The following is a 15,298-nucleotide window of genomic DNA, read 5'->3' as shown; positions in this document are numbered from 1 at the left end:
GCACGGGAGGCCCCGTGACGCGGATCGTCGGGGGAGCGGCGGGAGGGCGGCGGATCGACGTACCGGCGGGGAGTGGGACACGGCCGACGGCGGATCGGGTGCGGGAGGCGTTGTTCTCGTCGCTGGAGTCCGAGTTCGGGAGCTTCCACGGGCTGGCGGTGCTCGACCTGTACGCCGGCTCGGGCGCGATCGGGCTGGAGGCGCTGTCCCGTGGTGCCGCGCAGGCCGTGCTGGTCGAGTCGGACCGGAAGGCCGCGGAGGTGATCGCGGCGAACATCAAGGTGGTCGGGTTACCCGGGGCGCGTTTGCTCACGCGGCCGGTCGAGAAGGTTACCGCGAGTGATGCCCCGGCGGTGTTCGACCTGGTGTTCGCGGACCCGCCGTACAAGCTGGAGACGGCCGAGTTGCAGGACGTGCTGGTCGGCCTCACGGCGAGCGGGTGGCTGGCGGACGACGCGGTGGTGGTCGTCGAGCGGGGCAAGCGGGAGCCGTGGGAGTGGCCCGAGGGGTTCGCCGCGCTGCGCGATCGCAAGTACGGCGAGGCGCGCCTTTGGTACGGTCACCGCCATGGTCAAGGCTAAGCGAGCGGGAGCTCGGTGTGAGTAAGGCCGTTTTCCCAGGCACCTTCGATCCACCTACCGTCGGGCATCTCGACATCGTCACCCGGGCGGCCGCCGCCTTCGACGAGGTGATCGTCGCGGCCGGGGTGAACCAGTCGAAGAATCGCTTGTTCGGGCCGCAGGAGCGGCTCGAGATGCTCACCGAGCTGGTCGCGCCGTTCCCGAACGTCCGGGTCGGCAGCTTCGACGGGCTGGTGGTCGACTACTGCCGCGCCGAGGGCGCCGGCGTGATCGTGAAGGGCCTGCGCTCCGCGGCCGACTACGACTACGAGCTGCAGATGGCGCAGCTGAACCGGCGGCTGACCGGCGTCGACACGGTGTTCCTGCCGACCGCGCCGGAGCACGCGTTCATCTCCTCGAGCTGGGTGAAGGAGATCGCCCGCCTCGGCGGCGACGTCAGCACGTTCGTGACCCCGCCCGTTCACTCGCGGTTACTGGACAAGCTCTAGGATCACCCCGAATTGGGTGCCGGGCCGCGGAGTTGGTAATGTAGTTCACCGGTCTCGACGAGACCGAGTTCTTGCCTGCCCACGCCTGAAAGGTTTGCTCTGAGCGTCTTGGACCCGCGGTCCCCACTCGTGATCGACACGCACGAGTTGACCCGCCGCGCAGGGTCCCAACGCGAAGTCACCTTCACGGCGCCGGCGCCGGCAGATCTCGGAATCGACGTGATCGGCGTCCCCGAAGGCGATCCGATCCAGTTCGATCTACGACTGGAATCGGTGGTCGAAGGGGTGCTCGTCACCGGAACGGCCCGTGGCCGTCTGGTCGGGGAGTGCGCGCGGTGCCTGGTCGACATCGAGGACGAGTTCCTCGCTGACGTCCAGGAGCTGTACGTCTATCCGGAGAGCGACGCCGAGCCGGACGAGGCCAGCCGGATGGAGGGCGATCTGATCGACCTCGAGCCGGTGCTGAGGGACCAGGTGGTGCTCGCGCTACCGTTCCAGCCGTTGTGTACGGACGACTGTCCGGGTCTGTGCCCCGAGTGCGGGGTGCGCCTGGCGGACGAGCCCGGCCATCAACACCAGGAGCGGACCGATCCCCGCTGGGCGGCCCTCGACGGACTGCTCCAGAACGACCAGCAGGACAACTGAACAACCGAACCGAGTCAGCCAGCCGGCCGGGTCCACCAGCCCCCGGCCGAAGCAAGGAGTCATAACCGTGGCCGTTCCGAAGCGGAAGATGTCGCGCAGCAACACCCGCAGCCGCCGGGCCCAGTGGAAGACCACTGCCCCGTCGCTGGTCACCTGCGTGAACCCCGCCTGCCGCGCGAAGCACCTGCAGCACACCGTTTGCCCGAACTGCGGCCAGTACGGCGCCAAGGGCGAGCGCCGCCAGGTCGTCGAGAGCTAAACGGCACCAACCCAGTGAACTCTGCCAACGAAACGGGGCTCTACGCCGAGCTGAACCAGCGGCTCGGCGTATCGCTGGCTGACGAATTGCTGGAGCACGCCTTCACCCACCGCTCGTACGCGTACGAGAACGGTGGGCTGCCGACGAACGAGCGGCTGGAGTTCCTCGGGGACTCCGTGCTCGGCGTCATCGTCACGGAGTCGCTGTTCCGGAACCACCCGGACCTGTCCGAGGGCCGACTGGCCAAGTTGCGGGCCGCGGTGGTCAACATGCGTGCGCTCGCGGGTGTCGCCCGCGAGCTCAAGCTCGGCAAGTACCTGCGGCTCGGCCGCGGCGAAGAGGCCACCGGCGGCCGGGACAAGTCGTCGATCCTCGCCGACTGCGTCGAGGCGCTGATCGGTGCCGTCTACCTGGACCGCGGCTTCGAGGTCGCCGGCGGGGTCGTCCACCGGCTGTTCGACGACCTGATGGAGTCGTCGGCGCGGCTCGGGGCCGGCCTGGACTGGAAGACCTCGCTGCAGGAGCTGGTCGCCCAGCTCGGCGTCGGCGTCCCGGAGTACGTGATCGCGGAGTCCGGGCCGGACCACGCGAAGACGTTCGAGGCGCGGGTCCGGATCGGTGCCGACACCTACGGGCACGGCATCGGCCGGAGCAAGAAGGAAGCCGAGCAGCAGGCCGCGGAAACCGCCTGGAAGGCCCTGCGCGCGGCGCATCCCGACAGCGTGGACCCCTCGCAGGCCTAGCTGCAGGACAGTGCCCGAGCTTCCCGAAGTAGAAGTCGTACGGCGGGGTCTGGCGGAGTTCACCACCGGCCGGACCATCGAGACCGTCGAGGTCCTGCATCCGCGCCCGGTACGGCGTCATGCCGCCGGGCCGGAGGATTTCGTGTCCCGGCTCAAGGGCCAGGTGTTCGCCGAGCCGGCCCGGCGCGGGAAGTACCTGTGGCTGCCCTTAACCTCCGGTGACGCGATCCTCACGCACCTCGGCATGAGCGGACAGTTCCGGGTTCAGCCGGTCGGCGCTCCGGACGAGCCGCACCTGCGGGTCCGGTTCGGGTTCGCCGACGACCGCGGAGAGGTCCGCTTTGTGGACCAGCGGATGTTCGGTGGTCTGTCGTACTCCGAAGGTGGCGCGGAGCTGCCCGCCGAGATCGCCCACATCGCCCGGGACCCGTTCGATCCGCTGTTCGACCCGGCGGCGGTGACCGCGAAGATCCGGCGCCGCCGGACCGGCCTGAAGCGGGCACTGCTCGACCAGACCGCGGTCAGCGGGATCGGCAACATCTACGCCGACGAGGCGTTGTGGCGGGCCAAGCTGCACTACGCCCGGGCGACGGAAACGCTGAAACCCGTGCAAATCAAGGCGATCCTCGACGCGGCGCACGAGGTGATGGCCGAGGCGCTGACCGTTGGTGGCACCAGCTTCGACGCGCTGTACGTCAATGTGAACGGTGAGTCCGGATACTTCGAGCGGGGCCTGAACGTCTATGGCCAGGAGGGCTCGCCCTGCCCGCGGGACGGACGCCCGATCCGTCGCGAGCCGTTCATGAACCGTTCGTCGTACCGGTGCCCGAAATGTCAGCCCGTTCCCCGGCATGTCCGCTGGTGAGCGAGGTATCGTTAACAAATGTGGCCCAGGTTGACCCGTCGGCCTCGCCGGTGTCACCCTGAAAGACGGTACACACTTTTCGGCGCTCCCTCATGACCTGGACGCGGAGCGCAACCGGCCAGAACCCTTCCGGAGGACAGCACAATGGCCAAGGCTCTTCTAGGGCATCTTGGAGGCACTGACCCGCGCATGCTCGAGCAGGTTCGTCTGCTCAACCGGCGTGTCGCAGATCTGGAGGCGCACGTGATGCGGCTCCAGGCAGAGAACGATCACCTGGTGGCCCAGATCCACGAGGGTCGGCTGCTCACCGTCGACGAGGCTCTGCGCGCCCCCGCTTCGGTCTGACGTAACAGAGAAGTACACCTCGACCGTCCGCTTTACACTGCAGAACGGCGGTGGCCCCCGCCCGGGCCTCCGCCGCCATGTTTGTTCACGCACTGTATGTTCACCCGATGTTGTGCTCCCACAGCTTCGCCGGCCATCTCTCAACGGCCTGGCCTCCGCCGGATTCCGCGGATCTCTTTGTAGACTGCGAGGCGGAACACCTTCCCCCGGGTAGCGGCAGCGTGACGAACAGCTACGGCGGTTCCCTAGGTACCGTCTGTCATTTCACGGGTTGGAGACCTTCGCCTTGTACCTGAAGAGCATGACGCTCCGGGGCTTCAAGTCGTTCGCGTCCGCGACGACGATGAACTTCGAACCAGGCATCACCTGCATCGTCGGCCCGAACGGCTCCGGGAAGTCCAACGTGGTCGACGCGCTGGCCTGGGTGATGGGTGAGCAGGGCGCCAAGTCGCTGCGCGGCGGCAAGATGGAGGACGTCATCTTCGCCGGGACCTCCGGCCGCGCCCCGCTGGGCCGCGCCGAGGTGGTGCTCACCATCGACAACACCGACGGCGCGCTGCCGATCGAGTACGCCGAGGTGACGATCAGCCGGACGATGTTCCGCAACGGCGGGTCCGACTACCAGATCAACGGCCAGAACTGCCGGCTGCTCGACGTCCAGGAACTGCTCAGCGACTCCGGTATCGGCCGCGAGATGCACGTCATCGTCGGTCAGGGCCAGCTGGACTCGATCCTGCGCGCCACGCCGGAAGGCCGCCGCGGGTTCGTCGAGGAGGCCGCGGGCGTCCTGAAGCACCGCAAGCGCAAGGAGAAGGCGCTGCGGAAGCTGGAGGCCACCGAAGGCAACCTGAACCGGCTCGGCGACCTGATCACCGAGATCCGCCGCCAGTTGAAGCCGCTCGGGCGCCAGGCGGAGGTGGCGCGCCGGGCGGTGACGATCCAGGCGGAGGTCCGGGACGGCCGCGCCCGGTTGCTTGCCGACGACATCGTCCAGGCCCAGTCCGCGCTCGAGGCCGAGCTGCGGGACGAGGCTGCGCTGACGCAGCGCCGGACCGAGACCGAGGCGAAGCTGCGCGAGGCCCGTGAGCTGGAGGCCGAGCTCGAGGACGCGCTCCGCGAGGACGCGCCGGCCCTGCAGGCCGCCCAGGACACCTGGTACCAGCTGTCCGGCTTCGGCGAGAAGATCAAGGGTACGGCGCGGATCGCGGCGGACCGGATTCGTTCGCTGAACGACGAGGCCGAGGAGCCGCGCCCGGGCCGTGACCCCGAGGAGCTCGAGCTCGAGGCCGCCCGGGTCCGGGAGACCGAGGCGCAGATCGAGGCCGAGGTCGAGGCGCACTCCGACCTGCTCGCCGAGTCGGTGGAGCGGCGTCAGCAACTGGAGGCCCAGGAGGCCGAGGAGGAGCGCCGGATCTCCGCGCTGATCAGGGCCGCGGCCGACCGCCGCGAGGGTCTGGCCCGGCTGACCGGCCAGGTGAACGCGCTGAAGAGCCGCGCGGCCGCCGCCGAGTCCGAGATCGGTCGTCTCGCCACCAACCGGCGCGAGGCCGAGGAGCGGGCCGCGAAGGCCCAGCACGACTTCACGGCGTTGGAGACCCAGGTCGCCGGGCTGGACGCCGGCGAGAAGGGGCTCGACGACCAGTACGAGGCCGCTCAGGCGGTGCTCGACGAGATGGACGAGCGGCTGAAGAAGCTGCGCGCCGAAGAGCGGGACGCGGAGCGTGAGCGCACCGGTCTGGCCGCTCGGAAGGAAGCCCTCGAGCTCGGCCTGAACCGCAAGGACGGCGCCGGCGCCCTGCTGGCGGCCTCCGAGCAGATCAACGGCCTGATGGGTTCCGTCGCGGCCCTGTTGAGCGTCCGGACCGGCTACGAGACCGCGATCGCGGCGGCGCTGGGCGAGGCCGCCGACGCGGTCGCCGTCACCCACACCGACGCCGCGCTGCACGCCGTCGGTCACCTCAAGGAGCACGATCTCGGCCGCGCCGGGATGCTCCTCGGCGACGCGCCGGCCGAGGACCAGGCCACCTGGCCGGCGTTGCCCCACGGAGCGTCGTACGCCGTCGACGTCGTGGACTGCCCGGAGACGTTGCGCCCGGCCCTGCGGCGGCTGCTGCGCAAGGTCGCGGTCGTCGACGACGTGAACGCGGCGCGCTCCCTGGTCCGGAACCTGCCCGACGTCACGTGTACGACGCGCGCGGGCGACGTACTCGGGGCGCATTTCGCGTACGGCGGTTCGGACGCGGCACCGAGCCTGATCGAGGTGCAGTCCGCGGTCGACGAGGCGGCGGAGAAGCTGACCGAGGCGACGGCGCGCAGCGAGCGGCTGCGGTTCGAGCTGCAGGGGCTGGAGGACGAGCGAGCCCGCCAGAAGGAGTCCGTCGAGATCACGCTGGCGCGGCTGCACGAGTCCGACGCGGCGATGGCTGCCGTCGCCGAGCAGCTGGCGCACTTCGGGTCGCTGGCGAAGGCGTCGCGTGGCGAGGCCGAGCGGATGGCCGACGCGATCGCCGCGGCCGAGGAGGAGCGGGACAAGAACCTGTCCGGCCTGGCCGAGCTCGAAGAGCGGCTGATGGACGCCGAGGCGTTCGACGAGGACGGCGACGAGCCGGACACCTCGGAGCGCGACCGGCTGGCCGAGGCGGCCAAGGCGGGGCGGGCCGCGGAGATGGAGGCGCGGCTGGCGCTGCGGACCACCGAGGAGCGGGCCCGGGCGCTGTCCGGCCGGGCCGACTCGCTGGAGCGCGCGGCGCGGCAGGAGCGCGAGGCGCGGGCGCGGTCGACCGCGCGGGCGGCGCGGCGGGCGCGGCAGGCCGAAGCGGCGAACGCCGTACATCTGGCTGCTGGTCATGTGCTGGCGCGGCTGGAGTCCTCGCTGCAGCTGGCGGCGTCCGAGCGTGCGACGATCCAGGCGCAGCGGGCCGATCGGGAGCAGGCGCTGTCGCAGGCCCGGTCCGCGACCCGGAACCTGAGCTCCGAGCTGGAGCAGCTCACCAACACCGTGCACCGGGACGCGCTGGCGCGGGCCGAGCAGAAGATGCGGCTGGAGCAGCTGTACGAGAAGGCACTCGGCGAGCTCGGTATCGAGGTCGACGCGCTCGTCACGGAGTACGGGCCGGACCAGCTGGTGCCGCCGCTGCCCTCGAACGACGAGACGCTCGAACTCGAGGGCGAGCCGTTCAACCGGACCAAGGTCGAGAAGCGGCTCAAGCAGGCCGAGCGGGCGCTGAACCAGCTGGGCAAGATCAACCCGCTCGCGCTCGAGGAGTTCGAGGCGATGGAGGAGCGGCACCGCTTCCTGTCCGAGCAGCTCGACGACCTGAAGAAGTCCCGCCGCGACCTGATGGATATCGTCAAGGAGGTCGACGAGCGGGTCGAGCAGGTCTTCACCGAGGCGTACCGGGACGTGGAGGTCGCGTTCGAGCACGTCTTCAGCCGGCTGTTCCCGGGCGGTGAGGGCCGGCTGGTGCTGACCGACCCGGACGACATGCTGGCGACCGGCATCGACGTCGAGGCCCGCCCGCCGGGCAAGAAGGTCAAGCGGCTGTCGCTGCTGTCCGGTGGTGAGCGTTCGCTGGTCGCGGTCGCGTTCCTGGTCGCGCTGTTCAAGGCCCGCCCGTCGCCGTTCTACATCCTCGACGAGGTCGAGGCGGCCCTCGACGACACCAACCTCGGCCGGCTGCTGGAGATCTACGAGGAGCTGCGCGAGAACAGCCAGCTCCTGGTGATCACCCACCAGAAGCGCACGATGGAGGTCGCCGACGCGCTGTACGGCGTGACGATGCGCGGCGACGGCGTCTCCGCAGTCATCTCCCAGCGCATCCGGGAGCCAGAGGCGGTCTAGTAGCACCATGTGTCTCACCGCGCTACGCTGGTCGCATGAAGATCATCACCCAGCGCGAGTTCCGCAATCATTCTGCGGCGGTGATGGACGCCGTAGAGGCAGGCGAGACCTACCACATCACCAGGAACGGCACGGAAGTCGCCGAACTGCGCCCCCTCGCCACACGGCGCCAGCCGACTACCGAGGACCTGATCGCCCAGCATCGGCACCTTCCCCGGATCGATGCGGCTGCGATGCGAAAGGAGGCCGACGAGTTCTTCGGCTCGGAGGACCGGGTCGGCGACGACGACGATCCGTACGAGCGCGCATGAGTGAGCGCGCACCAGTGGGTGTCCTGGACACCTGTACCTACATCGACCTGCTCGTTCTGGACACCGCAGACCTCCCGGAGCGTTCCGAGTTGACTGCAATCTCGCTGGCCGAACTGCATCAGGGCGTCGAGATGGCGAAGGATCCGTTCACCCGCGCTGCTCGCGCCGAGGTCCTGAGTTCGGCCGCGAGAGCGTTTGATCCGTTGCCGTTCGACGGGAATGCGGTGACCCGGTACGGATCCCTGGTGGCACTGACGATCGCGGCTGGGCGGGATCCGCGGCCGCGGCGGCTGGACCTCATGATCGCCGCCATCGCATCCAGTCGCAACCTACCGCTCTACACGCGGAACGCCGCAGACTTTTCCGGACTGGCGGATCTGGTGACCGTGTACGCCGTCTGATCCTGGTTCTCAGGCGGTGATGGTCATCGAGGCCAGGGCGTCGTCCTGGACGTCGAAGGTGAAGTGCGACGGGCCGTTGAAGCCGTCGCCGCCGACCTGGGTCAGGATCGTCACCGGATTGCCGGGGGTGCTGACCTCGGTGCCGGTGAAGGTGGCGCGCTTGCCGATCAGCTCGTTGTCGCTCCACGACCGGATCTGGTCGTGGCCGCGGAACTGGCGGCCCCAGTCGTCCACGTAGCCGTCCGCGGCGAACGCCGCCACGAAGGCGTCGTTGTCCTGGGCGTCGATCGCGTCGAGCGCGCGCTGCACTGCTGCGGGAATCTCTTGGCTCATTCTCGCGACGATAACTGAACCGGCCCGTGTGAACCGATCCGGCGATCTGTACGTATGGCTGGTGTCGGTCGGTGAGCCGGGGAGGTCGTGATGAAGCGTGTGGCGAGTGTGTTCGCCGTGGCGGTGCTCGGTGCGGCCGGGCTGACCGCCTGTGGCGGCGGCAACGGCTACTCGAGCTCCGGCTCGGGCTCCGGCAGTTCGGCCCCGGCCGGCCAGTCCACCGGTGGGCCCGCGAAGTTGGCCGTTGCCACGGTCGGTGACTACGGCAAGGTCGTTGTCGACGGCAACGGGCGGACCGTGTACGTGTTCGACAAGGACACCCACGGTACGTCGAACTGCTCGGGCGGCTGTCTCGCCCAATGGCCTCCGGTACCGGCCGGCAACGGTACGGCGCAGCTCACCGGGATCGAACCGTCGCTGGTCACCACCATCACCCGCTCGGACGGCACGAAGCAGCTGGCCATCAACGGCATGCCGCTGTACCTGTACGCCAGCGACAGCCAGGCCGGCCAGGCCGGTGGCCAGGCGGTCGGCGGCCTGTGGTGGGTCGTCGCACCGGACGGCAAGAAGATCACCACCCAGCCGGGTGGATCGGGCAATGGCAACGGCTACTGAAACGAGCGCTGCTGTTCGGGTGTCGTCGTCCGCTGCTCCCGGTATCGTGCGGACGGTGGGTGACAACCCAGGGCCGCACGATGCCGAAACGCTGATCCGGACGCTGTACGCCGAACACGGCCGCAGTCTGCTGGCGTACGCGACCCGCCTTACCGGCGACCGGGCTGCCGCCGAGGACGTCGTACAGGAAACGCTTGTCCGGGCGTGGAAGCATGCGGACGACCTGACCACCGGCAAGGGGTCGGTGCGAGGCTGGCTGCTGACTGTGGCGCGCAACATCGTCACGGACCGCGCCCGGGCCCGTGCGGTGCGTCCGGCCGAGGTGGCGGACGTGGCGGACACTCCACCGGTCGAGGGGGACCACTCCGAGTCGGTGGTGAACACGATGGTGGTGATGGACGCACTCGACCAGGTGTCTCCCGAGCACCGTGAAGTACTCGTGCAGCTGTATTACCGCGGGCGGTCCGTCGCCGAGGCTGCCAAGGAGCTGGGTGTGCCGCCCGGTACCGTGAAATCGCGTTCGTACTACGCCCTCCGAGCCTTGCGCGCGGTGTTGGCCGGACAAGAGGCGGAGGTGTCCCCATGAGTGAGCACGACCGTACAGAGCTGGGCGCCTACGCACTGGGCGCACTGGAGCCTGCTGAGGTCGCCGCTGTCGACGAGCATCTGGCCACCTGCGCGGACTGCCGTGCTGAGCTGGCTGAGCTGACCGAGATGAAGGACTTCCTCGGAGAGGTGCCACCGGAGGCGTTCCTGGACGGACCGCCCGAGGGCGGTGACCTGCTGCTCCAGCGCACCCTGCGCGAGGTGCGTGGTCTCGAAGCCGACCCGCCGGCGCGAACTCGGCGGCCGAAACGGCGCTCCCGCTGGTTGCTGGTAGCCGCCGCGCTGGTAGTAGTCGCGGGCGCGCTCGGCGGTGGCGTCGTACTCGGTCGGCAGACCGCGCCGCAGGCCGAGGAGCCGACGGCCGGGTACAAGGAAGTCACCACGGTGGACACGGCGACCGGTACGACGATGGCGACCACCGTCGAGCCACGGACCGGCTGGAGCTGGGTCCAGGTTCAGGTGAAAGGGCTGAACGCCGGCGACCAGTGTCAGTTGGTTGTCACCGACAAGGCCGGCAAGACCTGGGTTGCGGGTAGCTGGCTGGTGTCCGAGAAGGCCGCGAAGGACGGGAGTACGTTCGGCGGTGGCGTCCTGGTGCCGCTCGACCAGGTGCATTCGGTGGAGATCAGAACGGTGCAGGGACGGCACGTGGTGACAGCCACCATCTGAGCCGAGTTGCGGGACACGAGAGGATAGAGCCGTGGCTACTACCTCCGAGGACCTGCGGGAGCGACGGAAGAACGCGGCGGACGGCTGTGAGCGCTGGCTGTCCAACCGGCGAGTGCCGGTGCCGGACCGGCTGCGGCGGCTCGCGGAAGTGGCCACAGATGACCAGAGCGACATGTACGGCAACGGTGGTGAGGTCGCCGCGCTGGAGCAGGAGGTCGCCGAGCTGCTGGGCAAGCCGGCCGCAGTGTTCGTGCCGACCGGCATCATGGCGCAGCAGAGCGTCCTGCGGGTGTACGCCGACCGCGCGGGCACCGGACGCGTCGCGGTACATGGTCTGTCGCACCTGCTCATGCACGAGCTCAACGCGCTCGAGGAGGTGCACCACCTGCGCATCGAGCGGATGACCTCGGAGCCGCGGCAGCCGCGACCGGACGAGCTGGCTGCTATTCCGGGCAAGCTGGCCGCGGTGACGCTGGAGCTGCCGCTGCGCGACGCCGGCTTCGTGTTGCCGACATGGGACGAGCTCGTCGTGTTCTCCGAGTCGTGCGCGGAACGCGGCGTACCGCTCCATCTCGACGGAGCACGGTTGTGGGAGAGCGCGCCGTACCTCGAGCACAGCTTGGCGGAGATCGCCGCGCTGGCGTCGACGGTGTACGTCTCGTTCTACAAGGTGCTCGGTGGCGTCAGCGGCGCGGCACTGGCCGGCCCCGAGGACGTGATCGCCGAGGTACGCCGGTGGCAACGCCGACTCGGTGGCAACCTCTTCGCCCTGTTCCCGTACGCCGTCTCCGCGCGCGACGGCCTGCGCTCGGTGCTGCCGCTGATGGACGACCTCCACCAACGGGCCGTCGAGGTCGCAATGGCCTTGCAGGGCGAGGGTTTTCGCGTCTTCCCGGAGCCGCCGCACACCAACTCGTTCCGGCTCTACGCGCCACGGTCGGCGGAGTCGATCGAGCACGCGGCCGTCGCGCGGATGGAGCGCACCCGCGAGGCGCTGTGCGGTCCGTGGCAGCCGGCGGACGTCCCTGGATGGTCGTGGGTCGAGGTGGTGGCCACGCCGGCCACGCTGGACTGGCAGGTCGACGAAATCGCGAAGGCTTTCGGGGAACTTCTGACGCGCTGAGGACGTCAGGGATTGTGTTGGGTTGGGGAGTCGGGGAGAGAAGTGCTGACATTCGTCGTCACCATGGTGGTTCTGCTGGTTCTGTCGGGTCTCGTGCTGCTGGCCGTGGCACGCGGTGAGGGGAAACATTTCGGGTAGCCTCGCGACATGAGGCGACTCATCTTCCAGGAGTACGTGACACTCGACGGCTTCGCCGCCGGTCCGGACGGGGGACTGGAGTTCTTCGACTCGATCGGCATGCAGCCGGACGACGACAACCTGGAGCTGCTCGACAGCGTCGACACGATGTTGCTGGGCGCCGAGACCTATCGCCTGTTCGCGGGGTTCTGGCCGACCGAAGCCTCGGCCGGTGAGCCGATCGCCGCGAAGCTGAACGCGCTGCGCCTCGTCGTCGTGTCGACGACACTGCAGAGTGCGCCGTGGGGCAACTACGAGCCGGGCCTGGTGGTCCGTGACCTCGATGCGGTCCGGGCGCTGAAGGCGGAGCAGACCGGCAAGGACATCATCCTGTGGGGCAGCATCACGTTGTTCCAGTCGCTGCTGCGGGCCGGTCTGGTCGATGAGGTTCAACTGCGGATCTGTCCGGTGCTGCTGGGCAACGGCAAGAGCGCGTTCCCGACCGGTGGGTCGCCGGTGCGTCTGGATCTGATCGAGGCGCGTCCGTGGGGGACCGCCGGTGTCTTGGTGCGGTACCAGCCGGCTAGCTGACCGCGTCCATGATCGCGTGCACGATCGGGGCCGCGATCGTGACGGTCGGCAGGATCAGTAGGGTCGCGGCACCGGCGTACGTCAGTGTCGAGAGCAGGCGCTCGTTGGTCGCCGGACCGGCCAGGCGCTCGACTCGCAGTACCGTGGCGGACTTTGCCGCAGCCAGCGCTGCCTCGGGAGCCGGTGCGCCGGCCAGCGCGACCAGTGCGTGGGCCAGTGGGCGCGGGCCGTTGCGACGGCGGGCGTCGTCGTCGGCGAGCAGTTCGACCAGCGTGCGAGCCTGCTCCAGCGCTACGTCGCTGCGCACCCAGCGCGGGAAGGCGTGGTGCAATGCGGTGAACTCCTCCAGCACCAGGTCGTGTCTCGCGCGCAGATGCGCCTGCTCGTGGGCGAGCACGGCCTTCAACTCGCCGTCGTCGAGTCGATTCAACGCACCGACCGACACCACGACCCGCGCACCACGCAAGGCGGGCAGACAGTAGGCGAGTGGCGTCTCCTCCGCCAGCACGCGCAGTCCGGGGATCAGTCCGTCCGGCGTGGCCAGTACGTCGACCAGATCGCGGTGCCGTTTGCGTCGTGCTCTCGTACCAACAGCTACTCGGCTAACGGCCCACAGCAGCCGCACGACGACCAATGCGGTCATGGCGAGGATGAGAGCGGCCAAGAGGTCACGTGGTGACGACGGGTCGAAGCGAGGCTCACCGGGCCGCCCGGCAATCGAGTACGACAACGAGATCCCGGCACCCAGAGCAGCCAGTACGGCGGCCAGTGCGATCGCCTGCCACAAGATGACTGCCGCACGGGGAACCCGGTAGGGCCAGTTGGAGCGAGCCAGCACGGCCGGTGCCGGGCCGGTGAGGACCAGCGCGAGGACGGCCAGCAGGACCGGGGTGATCACCCCGCGCTGTCCAACCGGGACAGCGCATCGCGCAGCAGGGCCGCCTCTTCGTCGGTGACCTGGCCGACGAAACGGACCAGCGCCTCGCGCCGGTCGCCCGCGCGGTCCAGCGCGTCCCGCATCAGGTCGGCGGCGAGTTCCTCGCGGGGCGCAGCGGCGCGGTAGCGCCAGGCCTTGCCGTCGCGCTCGCGCTCGGTCATCTTCTTCTTCGCCAGCCGGTCCAGAACGGTCATCACGGTCGTGTACGCGAGCTCTCGGGTGCCGGCCAGCCGCTCGTGCACCTCGCGCACGGTCAGCGCGGCCGGCGCCGCCCAGAGCTGCTCCATCACCAGACGTTCCAGGTCCCCGAGGGGACGCGGCGCCTTCTCCTCACTCGCCACGTGACCAGTATAACTACACGATGTAGTAGATCCGCGGTAGCATCTACTACGAAACGTCGTAGATGGCTGGGGAGGCCTGCCGATGGACACCCTCGATCTGGCGCGCTGGCAGTTCGCGATCACCACCGTGTACCACTTCTTCTTCGTGCCGGTGACGATCTCGCTGGTGGCGATCACCGCCGGACTGCAGACCGCCTGGTATCGCACCGGCAAGGAGAAGTACCTGCGGCTGACCAAGTTCTACGGGAAGCTGTTCCTGATCAACATCGCGATGGGCGTGGTCACCGGCCTCGTCCAGGAGTTCCAGTTCGGGATGAACTGGAGCGACTACTCGCGGTTCGTCGGCGACGTGTTCGGCGCCCCGCTGGCGCTCGAGGGCCTGCTCGCGTTCTTCCTCGAGTCGACCTTCATCGGTCTCTGGATCTTCGGCTGGGACCGGCTGCCGAAGCTGGTCCACCTGGGCTGCATCTGGATGGTGGTGCTCGGCACGCAACTGTCGGCGTACTTCATCCTGGCGGCCAACTCGTGGATGCAGAACCCGGTCGGTTTCCGCTACAACGCCGAGCGCGGTCGCGCCGAGCTGACCGACCTGTGGGCGGTGCTGACCAACAAGGTCGTCCTGGTCACCTATCCACACACGATCTTCGCGGCGTTCATGGTCGGCGGCGCGTTCGTGGCCGGCGTCGCCCTCTGGCATCTGCTCCGGCGGCCCTCGGTGGACAAGGACGTGTTCCGCTCGGCGCTGAAGATCGGCGCCTCCGTCGTGCTGGTCGCGAGCGTCGGCGTGGCGATCAGCGGGGACCTGCAGGGCAAAGTGATGACCGAGGTGCAGCCGATGAAGATGGCCGCGGCCGAGGCGCTGTACGAGACCGAGAAGCCGGCGTCGTTCTCGGCCTTCACCATCGGCACCCTGGACGGCTCCAAGGAGATCTTCTCGATCAAGGTGCCGTATCTGCTGTCCTTCCTCGCGACCGGGCACTTCGGTGGCGAGGTGATGGGCATCAACTCGCTGCAGGACGCCTACGAGCAGCTCTACGGACCGGGGTCGTACAAACCGAACATCCCGCTGACCTACTGGACCTTCCGGTTGATGATCGGGGTCGGGATGGCGTCCGCGGCGATCGCGCTCTGGCTGCTGTGGACGACCCGCCGCGGCCGGGCGCCGGCGCACTGGCTGATCTGGCTGGCCGCGCCGCTCCCGCTGTTGCCGCTCGCGGCGAACACCTTCGGCTGGATCTTCACCGAGACCGGACGCCAACCCTGGCTGGTGTTCGGGCTGTTGCCAACGGCATCCGGTGTCTCACCAGGTACGACGGGCGGCGAGGTGATCACGTCACTGGTCGGCTTCACCGCGCTGTACGGCGCCCTCGCGATCGTCGAGACCAAGCTGCTGTTGCGCACCATCCGGGGCGGTCTGGCCGGCACGGACACACCGGCCGACGAGCCGGAACAGCCCGACAAACCACTGTCGTACGCGTACTGAGGGG

The 15,298-nt window shown here is 69.0% G+C and carries 19 protein-coding genes; 16 read left to right on the top strand and 3 right to left on the bottom strand.

Annotation, left to right across the window (positions count from 1 at the left end; all coding sequences use genetic code 11):
• Positions 1-14 precede the first annotated feature (14 nt).
• The 10 genes from rsmD to ACFYRH_RS20115 all read left to right on the top strand — a co-directional run bounded on the left by rsmD (position 15) and on the right by ACFYRH_RS20115 (position 8,479).
• Positions 15-581, top strand: coding sequence for a 16S rRNA (guanine(966)-N(2))-methyltransferase RsmD (rsmD, locus tag ACFYRH_RS20160; RefSeq protein WP_387777011.1), 567 nt, complete (start codon positions 15-17; stop codon positions 579-581).
• A 17-nt stretch (positions 582-598) separates the two neighbouring features.
• Positions 599-1,069 carry a pantetheine-phosphate adenylyltransferase gene (coaD, locus tag ACFYRH_RS20155; RefSeq protein WP_387777008.1) on the top strand — a complete coding sequence of 157 codons (471 nt, stop codon included), beginning with the start codon at positions 599-601 and terminating at the stop codon, positions 1,067-1,069.
• A 129-nt stretch (positions 1,070-1,198) separates the two neighbouring features.
• Entirely contained in the window at positions 1,199-1,714 is a 516-nt protein-coding gene (locus ACFYRH_RS20150; protein WP_387777005.1) for a YceD family protein, read from the top strand.
• Between the two features lie 67 nt (positions 1,715-1,781).
• Entirely contained in the window at positions 1,782-1,973 is a 192-nt protein-coding gene (gene rpmF / locus ACFYRH_RS20145) for a 50S ribosomal protein L32 (RefSeq protein ID WP_130387616.1), read from the top strand.
• A gap of 14 nt (positions 1,974-1,987) precedes the next feature.
• Positions 1,988-2,716, top strand: coding sequence for a ribonuclease III (gene rnc, locus ACFYRH_RS20140; protein WP_387777002.1), 729 nt, complete (start codon positions 1,988-1,990; stop codon positions 2,714-2,716).
• A gap of 10 nt (positions 2,717-2,726) precedes the next feature.
• On the top strand, positions 2,727-3,581 hold the full coding sequence (gene mutM, locus ACFYRH_RS20135) for a bifunctional DNA-formamidopyrimidine glycosylase/DNA-(apurinic or apyrimidinic site) lyase (RefSeq protein WP_387776999.1): 855 nt from the start codon (positions 2,727-2,729) through the stop codon (positions 3,579-3,581).
• Positions 3,582-3,770: 189 nt separating this feature from the next.
• Positions 3,771-3,926 (top strand): hypothetical protein, encoded by a 156-nt coding sequence (locus ACFYRH_RS20130; RefSeq protein WP_233715190.1) that lies wholly within the window; start codon positions 3,771-3,773, stop codon positions 3,924-3,926.
• Positions 3,927-4,212: 286 nt separating this feature from the next.
• Positions 4,213-7,767, top strand: coding sequence for a chromosome segregation protein SMC (gene smc / locus ACFYRH_RS20125; RefSeq protein ID WP_387778307.1), 3,555 nt, complete (start codon positions 4,213-4,215; stop codon positions 7,765-7,767).
• Positions 7,768-7,802: 35 nt separating this feature from the next.
• Complete coding sequence (locus ACFYRH_RS20120) at positions 7,803-8,078, top strand: type II toxin-antitoxin system Phd/YefM family antitoxin (RefSeq protein WP_387776996.1); 276 nt, start codon at positions 7,803-7,805, stop codon at positions 8,076-8,078.
• Entirely contained in the window at positions 8,075-8,479 is a 405-nt protein-coding gene (locus tag ACFYRH_RS20115; protein WP_387776993.1) for a type II toxin-antitoxin system VapC family toxin, read from the top strand. Before ACFYRH_RS20120 ends, ACFYRH_RS20115 begins: the two co-directional genes overlap by 4 nt.
• A gap of 9 nt (positions 8,480-8,488) precedes the next feature.
• Here ACFYRH_RS20115 and ACFYRH_RS20110 read toward each other — a convergent pair whose 3' ends face one another.
• On the bottom strand, positions 8,489-8,812 hold the full coding sequence (locus ACFYRH_RS20110) for a nuclear transport factor 2 family protein (protein ID WP_387776990.1): 324 nt from the start codon (positions 8,810-8,812) through the stop codon (positions 8,489-8,491).
• Between the two features lie 90 nt (positions 8,813-8,902).
• Between ACFYRH_RS20110 and ACFYRH_RS20105 the strand changes: the two genes are divergently transcribed.
• The 5 genes from ACFYRH_RS20105 (at position 8,903) to ACFYRH_RS20085 (ending at position 12,533) form a co-directional block, all read left to right on the top strand.
• Positions 8,903-9,427 (top strand): hypothetical protein, encoded by a 525-nt coding sequence (locus ACFYRH_RS20105; RefSeq protein ID WP_387776987.1) that lies wholly within the window; start codon positions 8,903-8,905, stop codon positions 9,425-9,427.
• A gap of 55 nt (positions 9,428-9,482) precedes the next feature.
• The gene (locus ACFYRH_RS20100) at positions 9,483-10,013 is read left to right on the top strand and encodes a sigma-70 family RNA polymerase sigma factor (protein WP_387776984.1); all 531 of its coding nucleotides are present in this window, start codon (positions 9,483-9,485) and stop codon (positions 10,011-10,013) included.
• Entirely contained in the window at positions 10,010-10,702 is a 693-nt protein-coding gene (locus ACFYRH_RS20095) for an anti-sigma factor family protein (RefSeq protein ID WP_387776981.1), read from the top strand. Before ACFYRH_RS20100 ends, ACFYRH_RS20095 begins: the two co-directional genes overlap by 4 nt.
• A 31-nt stretch (positions 10,703-10,733) precedes the next feature.
• A complete protein-coding gene (locus ACFYRH_RS20090; protein WP_387776978.1) occupies positions 10,734-11,825 on the top strand; it encodes a threonine aldolase family protein in 1,092 nt (363 codons plus the stop codon).
• 147 nt (positions 11,826-11,972) lie between these two features.
• Entirely contained in the window at positions 11,973-12,533 is a 561-nt protein-coding gene (locus tag ACFYRH_RS20085) for a dihydrofolate reductase family protein (protein WP_387776975.1), read from the top strand.
• On the opposite strand, the gene ACFYRH_RS20080 is transcribed toward ACFYRH_RS20085, so the two are convergent.
• On the bottom strand, positions 12,526-13,431 hold the full coding sequence (locus ACFYRH_RS20080) for a M56 family metallopeptidase (RefSeq protein WP_387776972.1): 906 nt from the start codon (positions 13,429-13,431) through the stop codon (positions 12,526-12,528). The genes ACFYRH_RS20085 and ACFYRH_RS20080 overlap by 8 nt on opposite strands.
• Positions 13,428-13,811, bottom strand: a complete 384-nt coding sequence (locus ACFYRH_RS20075) for a BlaI/MecI/CopY family transcriptional regulator (protein WP_387776969.1) — start codon at positions 13,809-13,811, stop codon at positions 13,428-13,430. Before ACFYRH_RS20075 ends, ACFYRH_RS20080 begins: the two co-directional genes overlap by 4 nt.
• 82 nt (positions 13,812-13,893) lie before the next feature.
• Here ACFYRH_RS20075 and ACFYRH_RS20070 point away from each other — a divergent pair, with 82 nt between their 5' ends.
• Positions 13,894-15,294: a cytochrome ubiquinol oxidase subunit I gene (locus tag ACFYRH_RS20070; protein WP_387776966.1), complete on the top strand. Its 1,401-nt coding sequence runs from the start codon at positions 13,894-13,896 to the stop codon at positions 15,292-15,294.
• The last annotated feature ends 4 nt before the right edge of the window (positions 15,295-15,298 follow it).

The organism is Kribbella sp. NPDC004875 (assembly GCF_042873375.1).
In the GTDB taxonomy this organism is placed as follows: Bacteria; Actinomycetota; Actinomycetes; order Propionibacteriales; family Kribbellaceae; genus Kribbella.
The sequence above is the reverse complement of the archived record's forward strand: the minus strand, read 5'-3'. Positions and strand labels throughout refer to the sequence as shown.

Excerpts from the sequence above, each read along its gene's own strand:
- ACFYRH_RS20130 (WP_233715190.1), top strand. The coding sequence starts at position 3,771 with ATGCTCGAGCAGGTTCGTCTGCTCAACCGGCGTGTCGCAGATCTGGAG.
- ACFYRH_RS20120 (WP_387776996.1), top strand. The coding sequence starts at position 7,803 with ATGAAGATCATCACCCAGCGCGAGTTCCGCAATCATTCTGCGGCGGTG.
- ACFYRH_RS20115 (WP_387776993.1), top strand. The coding sequence starts at position 8,075 with ATGAGTGAGCGCGCACCAGTGGGTGTCCTGGACACCTGTACCTACATC.
- ACFYRH_RS20110 (WP_387776990.1), bottom strand. The coding sequence starts at position 8,812 with ATGAGCCAAGAGATTCCCGCAGCAGTGCAGCGCGCGCTCGACGCGATC.
- ACFYRH_RS20105 (WP_387776987.1), top strand. The coding sequence starts at position 8,903 with ATGAAGCGTGTGGCGAGTGTGTTCGCCGTGGCGGTGCTCGGTGCGGCC.
- ACFYRH_RS20095 (WP_387776981.1), top strand. The coding sequence starts at position 10,010 with ATGAGTGAGCACGACCGTACAGAGCTGGGCGCCTACGCACTGGGCGCA.
- ACFYRH_RS20085 (WP_387776975.1), top strand. The coding sequence starts at position 11,973 with ATGAGGCGACTCATCTTCCAGGAGTACGTGACACTCGACGGCTTCGCC.
- ACFYRH_RS20070 (WP_387776966.1), top strand. The coding sequence starts at position 13,894 with ATGGACACCCTCGATCTGGCGCGCTGGCAGTTCGCGATCACCACCGTG.